Below are 22,609 nucleotides of genomic sequence, written 5' to 3'. Positions count from 1 at the left end.
TTTCTGCTGGTCGCTACGCGACGCCGCTGTGCGTGATCCCTACGACCGGCAGACGCAGCGCACCGGGCGCGTCGACGGGCACCACGGGGTTCTTCGGCTCGACCGGCGCGATCCGACGGTAGGGCTGCCCTTGCTCGGGACGCTGGTCGTCCTCACCCTTGTTGGGCCACAACGCCGCAGCGCGTTCGGCCTGCGCCGCAATGGTGAGCGACGGGTTCACACCGAGATTCGCGGAGACCGCCGCGCCGTCGACGACGCTCAGCGTCGGGTAGCCGTGCACGCGCTGGTAGGGATCGATGACCCCGTGTTCGGGATCGGATCCGATCACCGCGCCGCCGAGGAAGTGCGCGGTGAGCGGAATGTTGAAGATCTCACCCCAGGTACCGCCCGCCACGCCGTCGATCTTCTCGGCCATGCGGCGCGTCGCCTCGTTTCCGGCCGGGATCCACGTGGGGTTCGGCTGGCCGTGCCCCTGCTTGCTGGTCACCTTGCGCCGACCGAACAGACCCTTGGTGGTGTAGGTGGTGATGGAGTTGTCGAGGTTCTGCATCACCAGAGCGATGATGGTGCGCTCGCTCCACCGGTGCACCGAGAGCATCCGCAGCATCTTCACCGGGTTCTTCACGACCTGCACGAGGAACTTCACCCAGCGCGGGGTGCGACCGTCGCCGTCGGTCATGAGCGTCTGCAACAGCCCCATCGCGTTGGAGCCCTTGCCGTAGCGCACCGGTTCGATGTGGGTGTCGGGCGTCGGGTGGAACGAGGAGGTGATGGCTACACCGTCGGTGAGGTTCATATCGGGATCGACGCTCATCTTGCCTGCGCCGACGATCGATTCGGAGTTGGTGCGGGTCAGCTCGCCGACCTTGTCGGAGAGTTCGGGTAACGCCCCGGTGTCCTTGAGATGGTGCAGCAGGTGCTGCGTCCCCCACGTTCCGGCTGCGAGGACGACGTGTGCGGCCGTGTAGGTGCGCCGCCGCTTACGAACCCAGGCGCCGGTGCGTTCGGTGATCACGTCCCATGTGCCGTCGGCGGCCTGGCGGAGATCGGTGACGGTCGTCAACGGGACGATCTCGGCTCCCGCCCGCTCGGCGAGACCCAGATAGTTCTTCACGAGGGTGTTCTTCGCGCCGTGGCGGCATCCCGTCATGCACTCGCCGCACTCGATGCAGCCGGTGCGGTCGGGGCCCGCGCCACCGAAGTAGGGGTCGGCCACCGTGCGGCCGGGTTCACCGAAGAACACGCCCACGGGCGTCTGGATGAATGTGTCGCCCACACCCATGTCGTCGGCCACCGACTTGATCACCTTGTCGGCGTCGGTCATCCGGCCGTACTGCACCACGCCGAGCATCCGCTTCGCCTGGTCGTAGTACGGGCTCAGTTCGTCGTGCCAGTCGGTGATATGGGCCCACTGCCGGTCCTCGAAGAACTGTGTCGGGGGCTTGTAGAGGGTGTTCGCATAGTTCAGCGACCCTCCGCCGACCCCGGCGCCTGCGAGGATCAGGCAGTCGCGCAGCAGGTGGACGCGCTGGATGCCGAAGCAGCCCAACTTCGGAGCCCACAAGAAGCGTCGCAGGTCCCAGCTCGTCTTCGCGAAGTCGGCGTCGGCGTAACGGCGACCGGCCTCGAGAACGCCGACCTTGTAGCCCTTCTCGATGAGGCGCAACGCCGTGACGCTCCCACCGAAACCCGAACCGACGATCAGGACGTCGTAGTCCGTGACCCGCTGCTTACTCATGGAACCTCCAGCGACGAAAGTTGTTACCGGCCAGTATGCACCTCGGCGGTGTGACTACAGGCACAGATCCGACTCTACCCGTTACGGGAAGTTGCATGAAAAAGAGTTGCACGAACGCCGGTGGCCGGTCACCGCGCCCTCCGACGCTGTGACCGGCCACCAGGAAGTGCCGAGGAGAGAATGTCCTATCCGCGGACCGACAGACCGACCTTCTGGAACTCCTTCAGATCCGAGTATCCGGCCTTCGCCATCGATCGACGCAGACCGCCGACGAGATTGAGAGAGCCCGACGGATCGTCGGACGGTCCGAACAGGACCCGGCCGAGGTCCGGACGTCCGTCCTGGGCGATCCGGACGGCAGCACCGCGCGGCATCGACGGGTGTCCGGCCACGGACGGCCAGTACCAGCCCTGGCCCGCTGCCTCCTCGGCGAGGGCCAACGGCGCTCCGAGCACGACTGCGTCGGCGCCGCACGCGATCGCCTTCGCGAGGTCGCCCGCGGTCTCGATGTCGCCGTCGGCGAGCACGTGGACGTAGCGTCCCCCGGTCTCGTCGAGGTAGTCGCGCCGGGCCGCAGCAGCGTCGGCGATCGCCGTGGCCATCGGGATGCCGATTCCGAGCGACGAACTCGTGGTGGTCGCCTGCTTCGCGGAACCGAACCCGACGATGACCCCGGCCGCACCCGTGCGCATCAGGTGCAGGGCCGTGCGGTGGTCGCTGACGCCACCGGCGATGACCGGCACGTCGAGCTCCGAGATGAACGTCTTGAGGTTCAGTGGCTCGCCCTCACCGTGGGCCACGTGCTCGGCCGAGATGATGGTGCCCTGGACGACGAGGAGATCGATGCCCGCCTTCACCAGCTCGGGCGTGAGCGTCCGGGCGTTCTGCGGACTCACCCGGACCGCAGTCGTGACACCGGCGTCGCGCACCTGCGCAACGGCCGCGGCCAGCAGATCGCCCTGCAGCGGAGCCGCATGCAGTTCCTGCAGGTGACGGACCGCAGCGCGCGGATCCGTGCTCGCGATCTCCGCGAGACGGGAGACGACGGCGTCGACGTCGGCATGACGACCCCACAGGCCCTCACCGTTGATCACGCCCAAGCCGCCGGCCTTGCCCAGCTCGATCGCGAATGCGGGCGACACCAGTGCATCGGTCGGATGCGCCAGCACCGGGATGTCGAAACGGTAGGCATCGATCTGCCAGGCCGTCGACACCTCCTTCGACGAACGCGTCCGGCGCGACGGGACGATGTCCACGTCCCCCAGTTCGTACGTACGTCGGGCCGTGCGACCCATGCCGATTTCAACGAGGTCGCGCACGCGCGCCCCTTTCTCCTCTTGGACGATGCTCCCGCCCTACCCGGGACGGGACCCTGCTGCGGACGCGAAAACTACCGGACCACGTAGTTCGGTGCCTCGGCGGTGATCGTGATGTCGTGCGGGTGGCTCTCCTTGAGACCGGCAGCAGTGATCTGCACGAACTGTGCTTCCTGCAGTCGCTCGATCGTCGTGGCACCGGTGTACCCCATCGCTGCGCGCAGACCGCCGATGAGTTGGTGCGTGACCTGCTGCAACGGGCCGCGGAACGGCACGCGTCCCTCGATGCCCTCGGGCACGAGCTTGTCCTCCGAGAGCACGTCGTCCTGGAAGTAGCGGTCCTTCGAGTAGGACTTGGCCTCGCCACGGCTCTGCATCGCGCCGAGCGAACCCATCCCGCGGTAGCTCTTGAACTGCTTGCCGTTCACCAGGATCAGCTCGCCCGGGGACTCGGTGGTGCCGGCGAGCAGCGAACCGAGCATCGCGGTGGACGCACCGGCTGCCAGGGCCTTCGCGACGTCGCCGGAGAACTGCATACCGCCGTCGGCGATGACCGGCACGCCGTGGGCACGAGCCACCGCGGACGCCTCGAGAATCGCCGTGATCTGCGGTGCACCGACACCGGCGACGACACGCGTGGTGCAGATCGAACCGGGGCCGATACCGACCTTGACGGCATCCACACCGGCGCCGATGAGCGCCTCGGTGCCTGCGCGGGTCGCGACGTTGCCGCCGATGACCTGCACGCGGTCGCCGACCTCGCTCTTGAGCTTGGAGATCATCGACAACACGTTGGCCGAATGTCCGTGGGCGCTGTCGACCACGAGGACGTCGGCACCCGCATCCACCAGCGTCATGGCGCGGGTCCAGGCGTCGTCCCCGACCCCCACGGCAGCACCGACGAGCAGGCGGCCGTCGCGGTCCTTCGTGGCATCGGGATGCTGTTCCGTCTTGACGAAGTCCTTGACGGTGATCAGGCCGGTGAGCTTGCCCTGCCCGTCCACGATCGGCAGCTTCTCGATCTTGTGGCGACGCAGGAGACCGAGCGCGGCCTCCGCGGTGACGCCCTCACGGGCGGTGACCAGCGGGGCCTTCGTCATGACCTCGACGACCGGGCGGTTCTGGTCGACCTCGAACCGCATGTCGCGGTTGGTGATGATGCCGACGAGCTGGCCCTCGTCGTCCGTGACCGGCAGACCCGAGATGCGGAAGCGGGCGCACTTGGCGTCGACCTCGGCAAGCGTGTCAGTGGGCTTGCAGGTCACCGGATCGGTGACCATGCCCGCCTCGGAGCGCTTGACGGTCTCGACCTGCGCAGCCTGCACCTCGGCGGGCATGTTGCGGTGCAGCACGCCCATGCCGCCGGCCCGCGCCATCGCGATGGCCATTCGGGACTCGGTGACGGTGTCCATTGCCGAGCTGACCAGCGGGATCCGCAGGCGGATCTCGCGGGTGAGCTGGCTCGACGTGTCGACCTGACTCGGGACGACGTCGGAAGCCGCGGGAAGCAGCAGCACGTCGTCGAAGGTCAGACCCAGCATCGCGACCTTGTTCGGGTCGTCACCGCCGGTGTGCACGCGCCCTCCGGTACTACTCATGCGGTTCGGACCCTCCGTGACAGTCGATGGGAGCGGACGGGAGAACCGTCCGGCAGCGGGAATGAATGAAGGCTGTGCACGCTCGTCGTACCGACGGGCGGATGGAGAGCGGCACGCACCTGTCCATGTTATCTGTTCCAGGGAACAAGCTCGGCTCCCACCCTGTTCCCCGATGTTCGTCACATCACGTCCTGTGATTTCCCGGCGTGTCCCCTGGCGACCGCTGGCGCAGACCCCCTCGGTCTGCGTACCGTGGAGTCGTGCGTGATCAGTTGCCTCCCGGACTCCCACCGGACCCGTTCGCAGGAGACCCCGACGATCCGTCCGCAGCACTGGACGCGATCGAGCCGGGCCAGCCCCTGGATCCTGCGGAGCGACTCGCGGTGGAAGAGGACCTCGCAGACCTGGCCGTCTACGAGGCGCTGCTGGCTCCCCGCGGCGTCCGCGGACTCGTGGTGTGCTGCGAGGACTGCCACCAGGACCATTACCACGACTGGGACATGCTGCGAGCCAACCTGCTCCAGTTGCTCGTCGACGGCACCGTCAGACCGCACGAGCCGGCCTTCGACCCCTCCCCCGACGCCTACGTCACCTGGGACTACTGCCGCGGGTACGCGGACGCGTCCATGAACGAGGCCCTGCCCGTCGACCCCTACGGTCTGGACTCCTGACCGACCGTCCCACGCGGACCACGCATCACGGCACTTCCACAAACGAACCCGGGCCCGGCAGCATGTGCTGCCGGGCCCGGGTCGTTCGGTTCTTCTAGCCGCCTTCCGACGTGGTCACGGACCCCGGAGCGAGATCCGCTCCCGGTCCGTCCTGCGTCGACCGCGGCGACGATGCCGTCGTCGGAGCGGGAGTCGGAGAATCGGAGGTGGACGGAGGAGGCTCGCTGGGCACCGACGGAGGCGGCGTGCTCGACGGGGGCGGTGGTGGCGGTGGGGGTGCGGTCTGCGACGGCGTCGTGGTGTCCGAAACCGGAGGCTGCGGCGCTTGCAGGATCGTCGGATCCACCGTCGTGGAAGTGGGCGGCACGGTCGTGCCGGTTTCCGCACCGGTCGTCGGGGCAGGCAGCTGCCCTTCCGTGCCGGGAGTCGTGGCCGGCGGAGGAACCACAGTACCGGGCGCCGGCGCCGGAGGCACCGCGGCGACCGGCGGCGGAGGCAGCTGCGGTATCATCTTGCCGATCTCATCGGCGAGACGATGCAACCAGTCTCCGAGCGCGTCGCGCTCCTCCGCGTCCCGGACATCGCCCGAGCGGGACTCCGCGGAGGTCAGCAACTCGCGTGCTTCCTCCGCATTGCCCTCCGCGATCAGCTGTTCGGCACGCTGCAGGGTCGATGTGGTGTCGATCCGGGCCTCGGTGGATTGCGCCTGTTCACTGAAGACGACCTGCTTGACGCCCCACAAGGGGTCGCCGGGTTCGGCTCCGTAGGACACCGCGGTCGCGGTGCCGACGGCGACCGCGACGAGCGCTGCTGCACCTGCGAGAGGACGGAGCAACCGGAGTTGCCCCTTCGATCTCGGGCGCAGCGGAGTGACCTCCGGCGCTGCAGTGAGCGTTTCCCGCGTCCCCAGTTCGCGATGGACGGCGGCCACCACTTCGTCGAGGTCGGGGCCTGCGGGCATCGGATCGGCCAGGATCTCCGCACGCCAGTCGGCGAGCAGAGTGGCAAGTTCGTATTCCTCGGTGTCCTTCGTCTCGACGAGGCCGTTGCCGGCGATCGCGTCTATCAGCGCGTTGTCACGACGCACGGCGGCGAGGTCCACGGAGGTTTCGTCGTCGGGAAACTCGTCGTCGAAGCCGTCGCCCGAAAAACGCCCCCTACCCATTCCGCTCACCTGCTCTCGTGACTTCCTTCTTGAGTCTCGCAATGGCCCGGTGCTGGGCCACCCTGATCGCTCCTGCAGTACTACCCACCGCTGCGGCCGTTTCCTCGGCCGACAACCCCATGACGAGACGGAGGATGAGAATCTCGCGTTGCTTCTCGGGCAGGATGGCCAGCAACTGCTTCATCTGCCGGCCCGCCTCGGAGTTGATCGCGTGTTCCTCCGGGCTGTCGTCGAGCGACATCACTTCCGGCACATCCGCCACCGGTTCCGCACGGTTGCGGGCTGCACTGCGGTGCGCATCGGCGACCTTGTGAGCAGCGATTCCGTATACGAATGCCATGAAGGGGCGGCCTTGGTCCTGATATCTCGGCAGAGCGGTCATCACGGCCAGGCACACCTCCTGTGCAACGTCGTCTGCAGAGAGCTGGCCGCGCTCTGCAGATCCGACCCGTGCGCGGCAGTACCGCACGACGAGGGGCCGGACACTTGCAAGAACCTGAGCGAGAGCCGCCCGGTCGCCCTGTGCAGCCGCAGCAACCGCGGAGTCCAACTCCTCACCCATAACAGTCATCGATTGCGCAAGTCCTGGCGTTACAGTCGGCACCACCCCCCCGGGCGGGCTTCCACCTGACCGTGGAACACCCCCAGAGTAACTACAGTGACCGACCTATCGGGTCACCCCCCGCGCGCGAGTGGAACTCAGCAGGCAGGCGGGGTCACGAACCGACCACCACGCCGCCCGATGGTGGTCGCGCAGAGATCACGGATGCGACCCGCATCGTCTCCGGCGCCCAGTCCGTCGAGGAGCATCGCCGCCGCCCACTGCAACGGGATCAGTCCGTGTTCCTGCGCGCGCGCGAGGACATCGGCGGCCAGGTTCGTCGCCGGGCCACGGTCGGGCAGTCCGGTCAGCGATGCCGCCCTGACGAGATCGGACTTCACCTCGTGCCGGATCGACCCGAATCCGTCCGCCAGTTCCACAGCGCGGTCCGCGTGACTGCGGGCACGGGTGAAGTCCCCTGCGGCGAGAGCGGATTCGGCCCCGACCCACGAGAGCCGGATCCGTTGCCGCACGAAGGCCCGCTCGCCGACCTCTGCTTCGGCGGCGTCCAGGGCGGACGCGCATCGGTCGAGGAGAGATCCACATACGGCGAGGCGACCCCGTCCGAGTGCATCGGCGGCCAGTCCGGTCGCGGCATCGCACCAGGCGCCGAGTACCCGCTCGGACCCGGTCCGCAGCGCACTCGCCTCGGCGAGTGCACGCCCGTCCGATACGGAGGCGACGCGGTGTCCGCCCAGCTGCCGGAGCAGGGAGGCCTCGGTGCTCGCTCCCGACGAGGACCACACTCCCCCGCTTCTCCGCACTCGGGCGAGCTCGGCCCGTGCAGCGGCATAGCGTCCCTGACCACCCAGCGCGACAGCGCGTAACCAACTCTGTTCGGGTCCGTGCGCTGCCGGCAACGGATGCAGCCCCGGTGTGGGGCCGAAGGCCGCAGCGACCAGGACCGCGTGGCGGTCGGACGTGCTCGATGTCGTATGCGACCGGCGGTCGGGAGATGCCATCGCGGAATCATCGCACCCCCGTATCCCGGCGGAACACGGAGCCTCCGGGGCGGAGCCGGACATTTGCCGGAGAAATTCTCACCCTGAGCGCAAATAGTCTTGGCTATTGGAACACACGCTCCCCGGAAGAGATTTCCGAACATTTTGTTAAACATCGGGTTAAAACATGCGTGCTGCATGTAGGGTGCCGTCGCGGCCCTCCGAGCACGAGAGGGGACCTCGTCCACCCCCTGGAAGCCCCGTTACCAGCAAGTAAGGGCCCTTCTACCCGTATCGTCGGCGGAGAGTACTCCGGATCACCCCTGTTCGCAGGGCGAAGGCACGACTTCTTGTGAAAGTAAATATTTCCGCGGTTAAATCTTGCCCGCTCGGTTATGTGCTATCCCACTCATCGAAAATATTGACGACGAATCGATACAGATCCTACGGTGAGTTTGTTTGATTCGGATCACAGCGGGAATCCCGATGTGTCCACGGTCCGCTCGCCCCACTCACGCGAGCTTGCTGCAAAGGAGTGCCACATGCCTGCACCACACACACTGCCCGGCCCCAACGCCGACCTCTGGGATTGGCAGATGCACGGCAAGTGTCGTGGTGTGGACTCCTCGGTGTTCTTCCACCCCGACGGTGAGCGCGGTCGCGCCCGTGCCCAGCGGGAGAACCGCGCGAAGGAGCTGTGCCGCACCTGCCCTGTACTGGCCCGCTGCCGCGACCATGCTCTGGCCGTCGCCGAACCGTACGGGATCTGGGGCGGCATGTCCGAGACCGAGCGCGAGATGTACACGAGGCAACGACGGCGGAAGGTTGCGGTGTGAGACCGTCACCGGTTCCGTGACAACGCCGACACGGTCGTGACCGTGCGTTGACAGGACCGTGACGGTGCGACCGGTGACGATGCGATTGCGACCATGCGCCGACATGACGGAGGCCCCGCAGGGAATGCGAACATTCCTTGCGGGGCCTCGCTGTATTCGTGCCGACCGGAACGACTTTCGCGTCCGGTGCGGCCTACGGACCCGGACGACGGGTCCGTAGGCGTAGCCGGTCGCTCAGTGGGCGTGCCCGTGGCCGTGTCCGGCCTCGGCTGCTTCCTCCGGCTTGTCGACGACGGCGCTCTCGGTGGTGAGCACCATGCGCGCCACCGACGCGGCGTTGACGACGGCCGAGCGCGTCACCTTCACCGGATCGACGACGCCCTCGGCCACGAGGTCGCCGTACGAGAGGGTCGCGGCATTGAAGCCCTGTCCCGTCTCTCCGACCTTGCTCACGACCACAGCACCATCGAGGCCTGCGTTCGTGGCGATCCAGTACAGCGGGGCAGCGAGCGCGGTACGCAGCGCAGCGACGCCCGTCGCGGCATCACCGGAGAGGGATGCCTGGAGCTCTTCGAGCGAGCGCGCGGCCTGCACGAGAGCCGAACCACCACCGGGGACGATGCCCTCCTCGATGGCGGCCTTCGCAGCGTTGACGGCGTCCTCGACGCGGAACTTGCGTTCCTTCAGTTCCGTCTCGGTCGCCGCACCCACGCGGATGACCGCGACGCCACCGGCGAGCTTCGCCAGACGCTCTTCGAGCTTCTCGCGGTCCCAGTCGGATTCGGTCGCCTCGATCTCCCGGCGCAGCTGGGCCGCACGCGCCTCGATGTCCTCGGCGGTGCCGGCACCGTCGACGATGGTGGTGTTGTCCTTCGTCACGACGACGCGCCGGGCCGAACCGAGCAGATCGAGTCCGGCTTCCTTGAGGGACAGACCCAGATCGGAGTTGATGACCGTACCTGCGGTGACGACGGCAAGGTCCTCGAGGAACGCCTTCCGGCGATCACCGAAGTACGGAGCCTTGACGGCAACGGCCTTGAGGGTCTTGCGGATCGCGTTGACCACCAGGGTCGACAGCGGCTCGCCTTCGATGTCCTCGGCGATGATCAGAACCGGCTTGCCCGACTCGGCGATCTTCTCGAGGAGCGGAAGGAAATCGGGAAGCGAGCTGATCTTCTCGCGATAGAGCAGGATGAGCGCGTCCTCGAGGACGGCTTCCTGCGCGTCGATGTCGGTGATGAAGTAGGGCGACAGGAAGCCCTTGTCGAACTGCACACCCTCGGTGACGACGAGTTCGGTGTTCAGCGTGGAGGATTCCTCGACGGTGACCACACCGTTCTCACCGACGCGGGTCAGCGCCTCGCCGACCATCTCACCGATCTCCTCGTCGCGCGAGGACACAGTGGCGACCTGCGCGATGGCGGTCTTGCCCTCCACGGGAGTGGCGGCTGCGAACAGAGCCTCGGTGACCTTCTCCGCACCCTGGGCGATACCCGCACCGAGCGTGATCGGATTGGCGCCTGCGGCAACGTTCTTCAGGCCGACCTTGACGAGCGCCTGCGCGAGAACGGTCGCCGTCGTGGTGCCGTCACCCGCGACATCGTTGGTCTTGGTCGCGACACTCTTGACGAGCTGGGCGCCGAGGTTCTCGAAAGGATCCTCGAGCTCGATCTCCCGGGCGATGCTCACGCCGTCGTTCGTGACGGTGGGACCACCGAAGGCCTTGGCGAGCACGACGTGCCGACCCCGCGGGCCGAGTGTCACCTTGACAGCGTCGGCCAGCTGGTCGACACCGCGCTCGAGAGCCCGCCGTGCGGTCTCGTTGAACTCGATTTGCTTGGACATGTTCTGCGACTACTCCTGGACTCGGATGTTCCCGAACGGACTCCGCCCCGGGTCCGTTGCGGGACACCGGGGCGGAAGGTACGCGGCCTACTTGGCGACGACAGCCAGGACGTCGCGAGCCGAGAGGATCAGGTACTCCTCGCCGGCGTACTTGATCTCGGTTCCGCCGTACTTGCTGTAGATGACGACGTCGCCTTCCTTGACGTCGAGCGGGATGCGCTTGTCGCCATCTTCGTCCCAGCGGCCGGGGCCGACGGCGACGACGGTGCCCTCCTGGGGCTTCTCCTTCGCCGTGTCCGGGATGACCAGGCCGGAGGCAGTCGTCGTCTCGGCCTCGTTGGCCTGGACGAGGATCTTGTCCTCGAGCGGCTTGATGTTCACGCTCGCCACGATGAGCCCTCCACTTTCAGGGGTATTGGGGTCCGAGAATCGTTGTTCTCGAACACGGGTGTGTTCAGTCATCACGGTGACTCCGCACGCGTCCCGTCGTCGCGGGTGCCGGGTCGGCGCTCGGTGTCACTAGCACTCTATACATGCGAGTGCCAGCGCTCAAGGGCAGCGGGTGCAAACACGCCGACCTGCACGAAACCCATCGCTATGTTACGGTTGAATAACGGAAACCGATGAGCGTGATCGTTCGGTGACCTCAGCTGAGGTAGGGCGCTGACCGCCTGGTCGTCGATCACGCACGGAAGGTGAACAATGCCCACGTCGCTCGGCATCTCTGTCGGCGCCTCCGGCGTCGGCTCGGCCCTGCGCGTCGATGCTGCAACCGCGCCCACAACGGAATTCCGCAGACTCGCGGCCGAGTCCCAACCCGGGCGCGATCTCGGCGATCTCGTCTTCGACGCCGTCTCGCTCACGTCCTCCCGAGGGTCCGGTGCACCCGACGTCATCACCGTCGCATACCGCACCGAGGAACAGGCGACCGAGATCCGCATGGCGGCGGAGAGGACGGGCCACATGGTCCGCCTCGTTCAGGAGACCACTGCTGCACTCGAATACCTCCACACCGTGGGGGTCCGACGCGAACCCGGCGCCATCGCACTCGTCGACATCGGAGCCACCGGCACGACCGTCTCCGTTCTCGACCGGGAGACCGGCACCCTGTTGCGGTCCGCACGCACCGAGACGGTCGGCGGCGACGCCCTGGCCGCCCGTGTACTCGATCATGTCCGCAACGCCACCGAACGGATGCGTACCCGCCGGCAGATCGACCCCGAACTGCTCGCTGCCCGGTGCCAGGGCGCCCAGGAAGCTCTCGCCACCGCGTCGTCGACCCGCATCGACATTGCCGAGGCCGGACCCGACGCATCCGTCACCCTCACCCGCGCGGAACTGGACGAACTGACCGCCGAGCTCGCCGCCGAAGCCGCGGTCTTCACGCGGCGCATCTGCTCGAGCACCGATCCGGTTCCCGACACGATGGCACTCGTCGGCGGTGCGGCCGCCTCCCCCGCGCTCGCCGCAGCCGTCTCCGCGGATTTCGACGGCGAGGTCGTCACCGTTCCCGAGCCGGCAGCGGCCGCCGCGATCGGCGCGGCGCTGTCGGGCGACTCCCCCGCTTCTGCCGGATACGCCGTGGTCGGCGCGCTGCCGAACAGCGTGAGCAGATCTTCGGGGCGCGTCTCCGGCGCGGTCGCCGGGCTGCTGGTGCTCAGCGCGATCATGGCCGGCTTCGCCACCCAGCACTTCACCGGACGCGAGAGCAGCGAGGCCCAGGTATCGCCGCGCTTCACCAGCGGAGACGTTCCTACACAGGAGGCCGGCCCAGGTGAGCCGGACATCCCGTCCCACGCCCCGCCCGAACCCGTGACGTCCCGCGACGCCGACGACGTCCCAGCCGCACCGACGGCGGTTCCGTGGCCGTTGCCGACCGTCGAACCCACCGCTCCGGCCACCCGAGATGCGTGGCCCACCGTGCCCGAATCGTCGAGTACCACCGTGACGCCCACGCCGATCGATCAGGTGCCGACACCCGGCTTGTCCGCCGCGGAAGAATTCGACCCCGCGAGGCCGCCGACGACGCCGGATTCCGAGACCACGCCGAGCCCGGACCCGACCGGCCCGGACACCACCGCCCCCGACACGACGACTCCCGACACGACAGCTCCGGACACCACCGAACCGAGCACTCCGCCGGTGACCACCAGCCCGGCTCCCACCGATCCGGAGACCACCGAACCGAGCCCCGGTGTGAGCCCGACGCCACCGTCGAGCACGCCGCCGGTCGAGTCGCCGTCCGCGTCCCCCACCGGTGCGTCGCCGACCGATGTGTCCTCGACGATCGCGTCGGTCACAGAGGAGAGCACGTCAGCGGAGACCACGACTGCGGAGACCACGACAGGCGCCAGCACCACGACAGGCGCCGGCACCTCGGAGATCGCCCCCACCTGAGCCCGGACGGCCCGGTCGGAACGGGTCAGGCCACCACCTGCGAGACCGACACCGACAGGCCCGGATCCGTCGCGGTTCCCAGCGAGGAGGGCTGCGCGCCCGCCGCGATGAGGTGCGCACCCAACGACGCGATCATGACGCCGTTGTCGGTGCACAGCTTCGGTCGGGGCACCCGCAGGGTGATCCCGGCGGCGGCACAACGCTCCTCGGCGAGTTCGCGCAGCCGGCTGTTGGCTGTCGCTCCACCACCGAGGACGAGCGTGTCGACGCCGAGATCCTGGGCCGCCCGTATCGCCTTCATGGTGAGCACGTCCGCCACCGCTTCCTGAAAACCCGCAGCGACATCGGCGACCGGCACCGGCTCGCCCGCGCGTTCCTTCGCTTCGACGAACCGGGCGACCGCGGTCTTGAGACCGGAGAACGAGAAGTCGTGGCGTGCGTCGCGCGGACCGGTCATGCCCCGGGGGAAGACGACCGCCGTGGGATCGCCCTCGCGGGCCAACCGGTCGACCTCGGGGCCTCCCGGGTAGCCGAGCCCCAGCAGACGGGCGACCTTGTCGAAGGCCTCACCGGCGGCGTCGTCGACGGTGGTGCCGAGTTCGACGATGGGCTTGCCGAGATGTTCGACGTGCAGCAGATGGGTGTGGCCACCGGAGACGAGCAGCGCCACGCAAGGCGGCATCGGCCCGTGCTCGAGTGTGTCGACCGCGACGTGGCCCGCGAGGTGGTTGATCGCGAAGAACGGCACGTTCCATGCCGCCGCGTAGGCCTTGGCCGCCGCGACACCGACGAGCAGTGCCCCTGCGAGACCCGGGCCGATCGTCACGCACACCGCGTCGGGCTTCTCGATCCCGGCCTCGTCGAGCGCGCGCCGCATCGTCGGCACCATCGCTTCGAGGTGGGCACGCGACGCGATCTCCGGCACCACGCCACCGAATCGGGCATGTTCGTCGACACTCGACGCCACGGAGTCGGCCATCAGCTCGAGGGTGCCGTCGCCCACCCAGCGGACGATGCCGACACCGGTCTCGTCGCACGAACTCTCGATGCCCATCACGACGGGGCGCTCGGGCAGCTCGAATCGGGGACTGGTGGTGCTCACGCCGGTGACTCCTCTCGCGGATCCGGACGACGCATCGTGTACGCGTCCGCGCCGCTCGGCTGGTAGTAACGCTTCCTGGTTCCGACGATCTCGAAGCCCTCGCGCCGGTACAGGGCGATCGCCGGTTCGTTGTCGGTGCGCACCTCGAGGAAGACCGGCCCTCCCCAGCGGTCGGCCACGGCCAGCAACTCGCCCAGCAGGGCTCCGCCGACTCCCCGGCGGCGCGCTGCGGGATCCACGCCGATGGTGTGCACCTCGGACTCGGGGTCGATCGCCGTACCGAGGCGCGCGAGCCCCGCGTACCCGATCAGCCGTCCCTGCGGATCGCGCGCAGCGAAGTAGCGGTTGTGCGGCGACGCCAACTCCGAACGGAAGGCATCGGCACTCCACGGGTCGTCGCCGGGGAACAGGATCTGCTCGAGTTCCGCGCAGCGGGGCGCATCCTCCGGACGCAGCCCGTCGATGACGACCGCGTCGCCCGCAGCCGTGTTCTCCTCGGGGGTCGCGTTCATGCTCGGCGGTTCGCGGTCTCCACCGCGTCGGGCCGGCGCAGGTACAGCGGCACGAGCGGGGCCGGTTCGGCACCCGCGCGCAGGGCGTGGGCCGCGACGGTCACCAGTCCTGCCGGTGACGGGGTCTGCACGTCCACGGCCGGAAGGTCGAACAGCGCGACATGCGACGGCGATCCGGCGGCACGCACCGACGGCTCGGAGGGTACGTCGGCGGGCTTGCGCACCTCGGGTCCTTCGACGCGGCGACCACCGGAATAGCGCGACCAGTAGATCTCGCGACGACGAGCGTCGGTGACCACGAGAAGATCACCGTCGAGATCATGGTCGCGGTGGACATCCGCGGCGATCGCATCGAGGCTGCACACACCGTGCACAGGGATTCCCAGAGCATCACCGAACGCCGCCGCGGTGGCCATGCCGACGCGGAGACCGGTGAACGGACCGGGACCGACACCGACGACGATCGCGTCGAGATCCGAGGGTGCGGCGCCGGCTTCGGCGAGGCACTCGAGGATCTGCGGGGTGAGGACTTCGGCGTGCGCTCGCGGATTGTCGGTGACGCGCGCGGCGATCACCTCGGGCCTGGCGTCGTCTCGACCGCGGTCGAGACGGACGACTCCCGAGGTCACGGCGGGGGTGGCGGTATCGACGGCGAGCACGAGCACGATGTACCAGCCTACCCCGCGCGACCTGCCCGGTCGGCGCACAGTGACCGAAGCCACCGGCAGGCAGGGCGATCCGGAGGCTTCCGCTGGGTCAGCCCACCCACTCCCAGGCCGCACGCCGGACGTCGGTCCCCGGATCGCGCCGGAGCCGGACCCGCAGGTGCCGTTCGGCGAGCTGTTCGACCAGACCACCACCCCATTCGACCACCACGACCGTGTCGGTCAGATCGGTGTCGAGGTCGAGGGCGTCGAGTTCGTCGAGGGCGTCCGGGCCGTCGCCGAGACGGTAGGCGTCGACGTGGACGAGCCCCACCGGTTCGCGGCCTTCCGGACTACCCGGCCGGTGTTCGCGTGCGATGACGAAGGTGGGCGACGTCACGCGTCCCTCGACGCCGAGTCCGGCGGCGATTCCGCGGGTCAGCGCCGTTTTTCCCGCGCCGAGAGGGCCGTCGAGCACCACGAGGTCGCCGGCACGCAGCTCTGCCGCCAGACGACGGCCGAAGGCCTCGGTGTCCTCCACGGTCGGCAGTTCGATGCTCTGCCCGCCCACCTGCGTCCCATCCGATTGCGACTCACCCACTTGCGATCTGCCTTCCGGTCACTCCCCGCGTGAAACCGCGCTGGATCAGGCGATCGAGGGCACGGTCGACCACCTCGGGGAACTCGAGCTGGACCAGGTGCCCGGCACCTCGCACCCGCTCGAGTTCGACGTCGGGCAGCTCGTCCGCCAGCGCCTCGGAACTCGTGTACGGGATGACCATGTCGGCGTCTCCCGAGAGCACCAGGACGGGAACGGTGCCCAGGACGGGTAGCGCCGCGGACTCGTCGTGAAGTTCGAGGGTGCGAAGGAAGTTGACGATGGTCAGCACCGACGTCTCGTCGAGCATCCGGTCGGACAACTGCACCAGTCGCGGGCTCACGACCGTGCCGTAGGACGCCGCACGCAGGATCGGTGTCACGACGGCACGGGCCGCGCCGCGCGCGAACTGCACGAAACCGGGGGCGGTGCGCGCCGCGTAACGGAACGCGTCGATCACCGGATTCTCGAGATTGCGTCCGATGCCGCTCTTACTGAGGCCTGCCGCGGTGGTCGCCAGGAGTCCGACCCCCACGATGCGGTCGCCGAACAGTTCGGGTCGCTGGGAGGCGAGGGCGATCGTGGTCATGCCACCCATCGAGTGACCCACGACGACCACCGGACCGGTGGGCGCGACCTCGTCGATCACCCGGCCCAGGTCGCGGCCCAGCTGCGCGATGGTGCACTTCGACGAACCGGAGAAGCCGGATTCGCCGTGGCCTCGCTGGTCGTAGAAGACGGCGCGCACGTCGCGTCCCCACTGTTCGCGCAGATGCCGGTACTGCAGGTGCCAGGACTGCATCCGCAGGCAGTAGCCGTGGACGAACACGACGGTGAGCGGAGCCAGGGTCGAGCCGCTCTCGCGGACCACGAGCGGGATACCGTCCTCGGTGGTGACGATGCGGCGTGGGAGCCGGAGGATCTCGTCGAAGTCCTCGCTTCGATAGATCTCGGGGGCAGGCGCTCCCGCGGTCCTGACCGCGTACAGCCCCGCCGACGATGCGAGCGTCGCGAGGCTCGCACCGAGGAGTCCCATCCTGCTCACGAGGGACATGACGTCACGCTCCCTTCGCTCCCGACATAGGTCCGAACGGTCCGTCCGCCGATCCCGGTCACGATCTCGTAGTTGATCGTGTCCAGTTCGTCGGCCCAGTCCTGGGCGTTCGGCTCTCCGCGACGCCCGTCACCGAAGAACAACGCTTCGTCGCCCTCGCTTACTCCGCCGCCGTCGGGACCGAGGTCGACGACGACCTGATCCATGCACACGCGGCCGATCTGCGGGCACCGGCGTCCGCCGAGCTGCACCTCGATGCGCCCGCTGAGATTACGGCGGATCCCGTCCGCGTATCCCATGGGCAGCAGCGCCACCGTCGTATCCGCGGGAGCGGTCCAGGTGTGCCCATAGGACACGCCGTCCCCCGCCTTCACCTTCTTCACCAGCACCACCCTCGCCCGCACGGTCATCACCGGCCGGAAGCCCATGTCTCCGAGTTCCGGGATCGGTGTCAACCCGTACATCGCAATTCCGGGCCGAACCATGTCGAATCGCAGGTCGGAGCGGGTGACAGTGGCTGCGGAGTTGGACAGATGCACCACCTCCGGTGCGAGGGAATGCCGCCGCAGATCCGCGACGGCCTCGCTCAGCCGGTCGCGCTGCTCGGCGTTGCCCGGATGCTCGGGCTCGTCGCCGTGAGCGAGGTGCGAGAAGGCACCGCGCAGGCGAACCACGCCCTCGGCCTGTGCCCGGCCGAGATCGCGGAGCATGTCACCCCACTCGTCGACCGCCACACCGTTGCGGTTCAGGCCGGTGTCGACCTTGACTGTGACGGTCGCGGTGACCCCGACCCGCCGGACCGCCTCGACGACGGCCGCGAGGTGCCTCGGTGAGGACAGACCCAGTTCGATCCCGGCCTCCACCGCGGGAGCGAAGTCGGAGTCGGCGGTGTGCAGCCACGACAGGATCGGCGCCTCGATGCCCGCGGCGCGGAGTTCGAGGGCCTCGCCGAGCGTCGTCACACCCAGTTCGCGGGCACCCGCGGCGAGCGCGGCCCGCGCCACCGGGACGGCCCCGTGGTTGTAGGCGTCTGCCTTGACGACGGCCATGACCGCGGCCGGACCCGCGTACTCGCGCAGCACTCGCACGTTCTCCGCCACGGCATCGAGATCGATGACGGCTTCCGCTTGGGGAAGGACGGTACGTGCAGGTCGCGGGGTGCGTTGGGTCGTGGTCACGTCTGTCGATCCTGCCACTGTGCCGCCGGACGCCGACGTCGTGTCCCCGTGTGCCACGTCACGATTCGGCAATATGGGTGCGCAGCAGGCGAATCGAGTCGCCGAGGCGCGAGAGGATCGCGCTCGCCGAGATCGGTGCCGCTCCGGGTGAGTCGGAGTCCTGCGCCGCGAGGTTCGCGGCGAGCGCGTGGGCACGCGCACCGGCCGCCGCGGCCAGGTCCACCGGCATGCCCGACGAGAGCAGCGACCCGATGATGCCGGCCAGCACGTCGCCCGCCCCCGCGGTCGACGCCCATGACCCGCCGGCGTCGTTGACGAAGACGTGCCCGTCGGGCCGTGCCACGAGCGTCGCGCGTCCCTTGAGCAGCACGTGCACACCCCAGTCGGCGGCGAGGGAACGGAGCGCGGCGACCCGGTCCGGTTCGGGACGATGCCCGGTCAGACGTGCGAACTCACCGGCGTGCGGCGTGAGCAGCGTGGGCGCGGATCGTCCCCGCACCAGATCGGGGACGCGCGAGAGCAGAGTCAGTCCGTCGGCGTCGACGAGCACCGGCAGGTCGGTGGCGAGGATGTCGCGCAGGGTCGCGCAGGCCTCCTCGTCGGTACCGGCACCGGGGCCGACGACCCAGGCCTGCACCCGTCCGGTCTCGGCCACCGAGGGTGACACGACGACCTCGGGGAACCGCGCGAGCACCTCGGGGGCGCCCGACCCGGCGTAGCGCACCATTCCGGAGGTCGCGGCGACGGCCGCGCCCGTGCACAGCACGCCGGCGCCGGGATATCTCGCGCTGCCCGCGCGGATACCCACCACGCCCTGGCTGTACTTGTCGTCGTCGGCGCCGGGCACCGGCCAGATCGCGCCGACCTCCGGCGGCTCGGCCGCGACCAGCCGCGCTTCGGGAAGGGTGAGTCCGATATCGACGAGTTCGACCCGTCCACACCTCGTCGGAGCGAGGGCATGCACCGGTTTGTAGGCGCCGAAGGTGACGGTCACCGCGGCCGTCACGGCAGGTCCGTCCGTCGCACCCGTGTCGGGGTCGACGCCGCTGGGTGTGTCGACCGCGACGATCGGCGCGGAGATCGCGTCGACCAGGGCGGCAGCGGCCGGTCGCAGCGACCCGCGGCCCGAGATGCCGACGATCCCGTCGAGCACGAGGTCGGGATCGCCGAGGTGGTCGCTCCTCGCCGGCACGACCCGTCCGCCGGCCCGCCGCAGCGCCCGCAGGCCCGCAGGATGGGCGCGGTCCGGGTCGAGCAGCAGCGCCGTGACGGACACGCCGCGGCGGCGCAGGAAGGTTCCCGCCCACAGCGCGTCGCCGCCGTTGTCGCCCGACCCGACGAGTAGGCTCACCCGCCGGCCGGCGACCCCACCGGTGCGTTCACGCAGTTCGGAGGCCGCGACCCGCGCGAGCCCGTAGGCCGCCCGCCGCATGAGCGTCCCCTCCGGAAGGGACGCCAGCAGCGGGGCCTCCGCCGCACGGACCACCTCGGACGGGTGATAACTGCGCATTGTCCCTCCTGCACCGTCCCTCCTGCACCGTCCCTCCTGCACCGGCGGCAGGGGGGCCGCTATTCGACGGTGACCGACTTGGCGAGGTTACGGGGCTTGTCGACGTCGTATCCGCGGGCCTGCGCGACTTCCGCGGCGAAGACCTGCAGCGGCACCGTCGACAGCAGCGGCTGCAGCAGCGACGGCGCCGACGGGATCTCGACGAGGTGGTCGGCGAACGGACGAACCGTCTCGTCGCCCTCCTCGGCGATGACGACGGTGACCGCCCCACGAGCCTGGATCTCCCGGATATTGCTGAGCAGCTTGCTGTGCAGCACGGCGCGGCCCTTCGGCGACGGCATGACCACGATGACCGGCAGGCCGTCCTCGATCAGCGCGATCGGGCCGTGCTTGAGCTCCCCGGCGGCGAAGCCCTCGGCGTGCATGTACGCCAGTTCCTTGAGCTTGAGCGCGCCCTCGAGCGCGACCGGGTAACCCACGTGGCGGCCCAGGAACAGCACGGCCGGCGAAGCCGACAGCTCCCGCGCCAGCGCCCGCACCGGCTCCATCCCGGTCAGCAGCTCGGCGATCTTCTCCGGCATCGCTGCCAGGTCCTGGTACTCGCGGGCCACCTCGTCGGGATACTTCGTGCCGCGGGCTTGCGCCAGCGCCAGACCCACGAGGTAGTTCGCGGCCATCTGCGCCAGGAACGCCTTCGTCGACGCAACACCGATCTCCGGGCCGGTGCGGGTGTAGAGCACCGCGTCGGCCTCGCGGGGGATCTGGGCGCCGTTGGTGTTGCACACCGCCAGCACGCGCGCCTTCTGGTCCTTGGCGTGCCGGACCGCTTCGAGTGTGTCGGCGGTCTCGCCGGACTGCGAGATCGCCACGACCAGCGTGGACCGGTCGAGCACCGGGTCGCGGTAGCGGAACTCCGAGGCCAGCTCGACCTCGACGGGCAGCCGGGTCCAGTGCTCGATCGCGTACTTGGCGACCAGGCCCGAGTGGTACGAGCTGCCGCAGGCGACGACGAACACCTTGTCGATGTCGCGCAGTTCCTGATCGGACAGACGCTGCTCGTCGAGCACGATGCAGCCGTCGACGAAGTGGCCGCGCAGGGTGTCGGCGACCGCCGCCGGCTGCTCCTCGATCTCCTTGAGCATGAAGTAGTCGTGGCCGCCCTTCTCGGCGGCGGCGAGATCCCAGTCGATGGTGAACGGACGCGTCGCCACATCGGTGTTGCCCTCGAAGTCGGTGACCTCGTAGGAATTGTTCGTGATCACCACGACCTGGTCCTGACCGAGCTCGACCGCCTCACGGGTGAACTCGATGAACGCCGCGACGTCCGAGGCGATGAACATCTCGCCGTCGCCGACACCGACGACCAGCGGCGTCGACCGGCGGGCGGCGACGATCGTGCCCGGATGGTCGGAGTGAGCGAAGACCAGCGTGAACGCACCCTGCAGCCGGCGCAGCACACTGCGAGCGCTGTCGACGAAGTTGCCCGCCGTCGGGCCCTCCGCGTAGGCGCGGGCCACCAGATGCACCGCGACCTCGGTGTCGGTGTCGCTGGCCAGCTCCACACCCGACTTCTCGAGCTCCTCGCGCAGCGGCGCGAAGTTCTCGATGATGCCGTTGTGCACCACCGCGACCTTGCCGGTCGCGTCGCGATGCGGGTGCGCGTTGCGGTCGGTGGGACGGCCGTGGGTGGCCCACCGGGTATGCCCCATCCCCGCGGTACCGGCGAAATGCTCCTCGCCGATCTCGGCGAGCTCGGCCTCCAGGTTGACCAGCCGCCCCGCCTTCCGCTCGACGGCCAGACCACCCTTGCCGTCCAGGATGGCGATGCCCGCCGAGTCGTAACCCCGGTACTCCATCCGCCGCAGCGCCTCCACCACGACGTCGAGAGCACGACGGTGCCCGACATAGCCCACGATTCCGCACATGCCTAGCAGGGTACTGGTCGACCCCCGGCCGGGAACAACACACCGGTGGGGCCGCGCACCTGCATCGAGGCACGCCGTCCGGTACGCACCGACCCCGGCGGACAGCGCCATCCGCTAACGTTCAGCCCGTGGCGGCGAACCCCAAGAAACTAGCTCAGGAACTCTCCCGGCGCGGCCCGCACACGGTGCTGCGCGGCGACCTGGCGCTCGCCGGTCAGCCCGGTGTCGTGTACACCCCCGCGGAAGGTTTCGACCTGCCCGCGATCGCATTCGGGCACGGCTGGCTCACCGGGGTGACCAAGTACACGAAGCTCTTCGAGCACCTCGCGTCCTGGGGAATCGTGGTCGGGGCTCCCAACACCGAGCGCGGACCGATGCCGTCGGCGATCGGGTTGTCGACCGACCTGCTCACCACCCTCGACATCTGCACCGGTGTACGTCTCGGCACCGGACGGATCAGTGTCCACCCGTCGAAGCTCGCGCTGGTGGGCCACGGCTCGGGCGCGGGTGCGGCAGTTCTCGCCGCCGCGAGACGCGAGGTCGCGGCCGTCGCCGCGCTCTATCCCTCGCCCGTCTCCCCCACCGCATCCGAGGCAGCCGCCCGCGTCCGGGCACCGGGCCTCGTCCTCGTCGGTGAGAAGAGCATCGGTTCGATGACCAGCGACGCCGTCGCGGTGGCCCAGGGCTGGGGCAGCGACGACGTGCAGCTGCGTGTGGTCGACAAGGCCGACGATGAAGGGCTCGTCGAGGGTCGTCGGCTGCTCGGCGCCCTCGGTGTGGGCGGTGCGGAGCGCCGCACACAGGAACGCACCCGCGCCGTGCTCACCGGTTTCCTGCTCCATCGCCTGACCGGCGACAAGACGTACGCGATCTTCTCCGACCCCACCACCGAGCTGCCCGGCTCCACGGTGATCACCGATCCCGACGCCGTCGACCGCGATCTCGGTACGCAGGTCAATCTGCTCCTCGGACGCTGAC

The 22,609-nt window shown here is 69.0% G+C and carries 20 protein-coding genes; 4 read left to right on the top strand and 16 right to left on the bottom strand.

Annotation, left to right across the window (positions count from 1 at the left end; genetic code table 11):
- Positions 1 to 13 precede the first annotated feature (13 nt).
- From GON09_RS00705 to guaB, 3 genes are all read right to left on the bottom strand, one after another.
- Positions 14 to 1,738 carry a GMC oxidoreductase gene (locus GON09_RS00705; RefSeq protein WP_213930161.1) on the bottom strand — a complete coding sequence of 575 codons (1,725 nt, stop codon included), beginning with the start codon at positions 1,736 to 1,738 and terminating at the stop codon, positions 14 to 16.
- A gap of 185 nt (positions 1,739 to 1,923) precedes the next feature.
- The gene (locus GON09_RS00700) at positions 1,924 to 3,057 is read right to left on the bottom strand and encodes a GuaB3 family IMP dehydrogenase-related protein (protein ID WP_213930160.1); all 1,134 of its coding nucleotides are present in this window, start codon (positions 3,055 to 3,057) and stop codon (positions 1,924 to 1,926) included.
- A gap of 71 nt (positions 3,058 to 3,128) precedes the next feature.
- Entirely contained in the window at positions 3,129 to 4,652 is a 1,524-nt protein-coding gene (gene guaB / locus GON09_RS00695; RefSeq protein ID WP_213930159.1) for an IMP dehydrogenase, read from the bottom strand.
- Positions 4,653 to 4,912: 260 nt separating this feature from the next.
- Between guaB and GON09_RS00690 the strand changes: the two genes are divergently transcribed.
- Positions 4,913 to 5,323, top strand: a complete 411-nt coding sequence (locus GON09_RS00690) for a DUF5319 domain-containing protein (protein ID WP_006550077.1) — start codon at positions 4,913 to 4,915, stop codon at positions 5,321 to 5,323.
- Positions 5,324 to 5,417: 94 nt separating this feature from the next.
- Here the strand turns inward: GON09_RS00690 and GON09_RS00685 are convergent, their stop codons facing one another.
- From GON09_RS00685 to GON09_RS00675, 3 genes are all read right to left on the bottom strand, one after another.
- Complete coding sequence (locus tag GON09_RS00685) at positions 5,418 to 6,488, bottom strand: anti-sigma-D factor RsdA (RefSeq protein ID WP_213930158.1); 1,071 nt, start codon at positions 6,486 to 6,488, stop codon at positions 5,418 to 5,420.
- Positions 6,481 to 7,059, bottom strand: coding sequence for a sigma-70 family RNA polymerase sigma factor (locus GON09_RS00680; protein ID WP_213930157.1), 579 nt, complete (start codon positions 7,057 to 7,059; stop codon positions 6,481 to 6,483). Before GON09_RS00680 ends, GON09_RS00685 begins: the two co-directional genes overlap by 8 nt.
- A 128-nt stretch (positions 7,060 to 7,187) precedes the next feature.
- Positions 7,188 to 8,051 carry a hypothetical protein gene (locus GON09_RS00675; protein ID WP_213930156.1) on the bottom strand — a complete coding sequence of 288 codons (864 nt, stop codon included), beginning with the start codon at positions 8,049 to 8,051 and terminating at the stop codon, positions 7,188 to 7,190.
- Between the two features lie 521 nt (positions 8,052 to 8,572).
- Between GON09_RS00675 and GON09_RS00670 the strand changes: the two genes are divergently transcribed.
- Positions 8,573 to 8,866 (top strand): WhiB family transcriptional regulator, encoded by a 294-nt coding sequence (locus tag GON09_RS00670; RefSeq protein ID WP_006550073.1) that lies wholly within the window; start codon positions 8,573 to 8,575, stop codon positions 8,864 to 8,866.
- Between the two features lie 234 nt (positions 8,867 to 9,100).
- Here the strand turns inward: GON09_RS00670 and groL are convergent, their stop codons facing one another.
- Together groL and groES are read right to left on the bottom strand one after the other, a co-directional pair.
- Positions 9,101 to 10,711 carry a chaperonin GroEL gene (gene groL, locus GON09_RS00665; protein WP_213930155.1) on the bottom strand — a complete coding sequence of 537 codons (1,611 nt, stop codon included), beginning with the start codon at positions 10,709 to 10,711 and terminating at the stop codon, positions 9,101 to 9,103.
- Between the two features lie 87 nt (positions 10,712 to 10,798).
- Positions 10,799 to 11,101 (bottom strand): co-chaperone GroES, encoded by a 303-nt coding sequence (groES, locus tag GON09_RS00660; protein ID WP_006550071.1) that lies wholly within the window; start codon positions 11,099 to 11,101, stop codon positions 10,799 to 10,801.
- A 312-nt stretch (positions 11,102 to 11,413) separates the two neighbouring features.
- On the opposite strand from groES, the gene GON09_RS00655 reads away from it, so the two are divergent.
- Positions 11,414 to 13,108, top strand: a complete 1,695-nt coding sequence (locus GON09_RS00655) for an Hsp70 family protein (protein ID WP_213930154.1) — start codon at positions 11,414 to 11,416, stop codon at positions 13,106 to 13,108.
- A 25-nt stretch (positions 13,109 to 13,133) separates the two neighbouring features.
- Here GON09_RS00655 and tsaD read toward each other — a convergent pair whose 3' ends face one another.
- From tsaD to glmS, 8 genes are all read right to left on the bottom strand, one after another.
- Positions 13,134 to 14,162 (bottom strand): tRNA (adenosine(37)-N6)-threonylcarbamoyltransferase complex transferase subunit TsaD, encoded by a 1,029-nt coding sequence (gene tsaD / locus GON09_RS00650; RefSeq protein ID WP_213934198.1) that lies wholly within the window; start codon positions 14,160 to 14,162, stop codon positions 13,134 to 13,136.
- Positions 14,163 to 14,206: 44 nt separating this feature from the next.
- Positions 14,207 to 14,722, bottom strand: a complete 516-nt coding sequence (rimI, locus tag GON09_RS00645) for a ribosomal protein S18-alanine N-acetyltransferase (RefSeq protein WP_213930153.1) — start codon at positions 14,720 to 14,722, stop codon at positions 14,207 to 14,209.
- Entirely contained in the window at positions 14,719 to 15,387 is a 669-nt protein-coding gene (tsaB, locus tag GON09_RS00640; protein ID WP_213934197.1) for a tRNA (adenosine(37)-N6)-threonylcarbamoyltransferase complex dimerization subunit type 1 TsaB, read from the bottom strand. The genes rimI and tsaB overlap by 4 nt, the downstream gene beginning before the upstream one ends.
- Before the next feature lie 91 nt (positions 15,388 to 15,478).
- Positions 15,479 to 15,937: a tRNA (adenosine(37)-N6)-threonylcarbamoyltransferase complex ATPase subunit type 1 TsaE gene (gene tsaE, locus GON09_RS00635; RefSeq protein WP_213934196.1), complete on the bottom strand. Its 459-nt coding sequence runs from the start codon at positions 15,935 to 15,937 to the stop codon at positions 15,479 to 15,481.
- A 22-nt stretch (positions 15,938 to 15,959) separates the two neighbouring features.
- On the bottom strand, positions 15,960 to 17,018 hold the full coding sequence (locus GON09_RS00630; RefSeq protein ID WP_213930152.1) for an alpha/beta fold hydrolase: 1,059 nt from the start codon (positions 17,016 to 17,018) through the stop codon (positions 15,960 to 15,962).
- On the bottom strand, positions 17,006 to 18,196 hold the full coding sequence (gene alr / locus GON09_RS00625; RefSeq protein ID WP_213930151.1) for an alanine racemase: 1,191 nt from the start codon (positions 18,194 to 18,196) through the stop codon (positions 17,006 to 17,008). Before alr ends, GON09_RS00630 begins: the two co-directional genes overlap by 13 nt.
- A gap of 58 nt (positions 18,197 to 18,254) precedes the next feature.
- A complete protein-coding gene (locus GON09_RS00620; RefSeq protein WP_213930150.1) occupies positions 18,255 to 19,706 on the bottom strand; it encodes an NAD(P)H-hydrate dehydratase in 1,452 nt (483 codons plus the stop codon).
- Between the two features lie 59 nt (positions 19,707 to 19,765).
- On the bottom strand, positions 19,766 to 21,631 hold the full coding sequence (gene glmS / locus GON09_RS00615; RefSeq protein ID WP_213930149.1) for a glutamine--fructose-6-phosphate transaminase (isomerizing): 1,866 nt from the start codon (positions 21,629 to 21,631) through the stop codon (positions 19,766 to 19,768).
- 128 nt (positions 21,632 to 21,759) lie between these two features.
- Here glmS and GON09_RS00610 point away from each other — a divergent pair, with 128 nt between their 5' ends.
- Positions 21,760 to 22,608: a hypothetical protein gene (locus GON09_RS00610; protein WP_213930148.1), complete on the top strand. Its 849-nt coding sequence runs from the start codon at positions 21,760 to 21,762 to the stop codon at positions 22,606 to 22,608.
- Position 22,609 lies beyond the last annotated feature (1 nt).

It is taken from the genome of Rhodococcus sp. B50 (assembly GCF_013602415.1).
Lineage (GTDB): Bacteria > Actinomycetota > Actinomycetes > Mycobacteriales > Mycobacteriaceae > Rhodococcus.
Note: the sequence above shows the minus strand (reverse complement) of the source record. Positions and strands in the feature narration are given on the sequence as shown.

Coding starts and splice junctions, on each gene's coding strand:
- glmS (WP_213930149.1), bottom strand. CDS start 21,631: ATGTGCGGAATCGTGGGCTATGTCGGGCACCGTCGTGCTCTCGACGTC.
- GON09_RS00630 (WP_213930152.1), bottom strand. CDS start 17,018: ATGTCCCTCGTGAGCAGGATGGGACTCCTCGGTGCGAGCCTCGCGACG.
- GON09_RS00705 (WP_213930161.1), bottom strand. CDS start 1,738: ATGAGTAAGCAGCGGGTCACGGACTACGACGTCCTGATCGTCGGTTCG.
- rimI (WP_213930153.1), bottom strand. CDS start 14,722: ATGAACGCGACCCCCGAGGAGAACACGGCTGCGGGCGACGCGGTCGTC.
- GON09_RS00670 (WP_006550073.1), top strand. CDS start 8,573: ATGCCTGCACCACACACACTGCCCGGCCCCAACGCCGACCTCTGGGAT.
- groL (WP_213930155.1), bottom strand. CDS start 10,711: ATGTCCAAGCAAATCGAGTTCAACGAGACCGCACGGCGGGCTCTCGAG.
- GON09_RS00675 (WP_213930156.1), bottom strand. CDS start 8,051: ATGGCATCTCCCGACCGCCGGTCGCATACGACATCGAGCACGTCCGAC.
- guaB (WP_213930159.1), bottom strand. CDS start 4,652: ATGAGTAGTACCGGAGGGCGCGTGCACACCGGCGGTGACGACCCGAAC.
- GON09_RS00655 (WP_213930154.1), top strand. CDS start 11,414: ATGCCCACGTCGCTCGGCATCTCTGTCGGCGCCTCCGGCGTCGGCTCG.
- GON09_RS00620 (WP_213930150.1), bottom strand. CDS start 19,706: ATGCGCAGTTATCACCCGTCCGAGGTGGTCCGTGCGGCGGAGGCCCCG.
- tsaD (WP_213934198.1), bottom strand. CDS start 14,162: ATGGGCATCGAGAGTTCGTGCGACGAGACCGGTGTCGGCATCGTCCGC.
- GON09_RS00685 (WP_213930158.1), bottom strand. CDS start 6,488: ATGGGTAGGGGGCGTTTTTCGGGCGACGGCTTCGACGACGAGTTTCCC.
- GON09_RS00680 (WP_213930157.1), bottom strand. CDS start 7,059: ATGACTGTTATGGGTGAGGAGTTGGACTCCGCGGTTGCTGCGGCTGCA.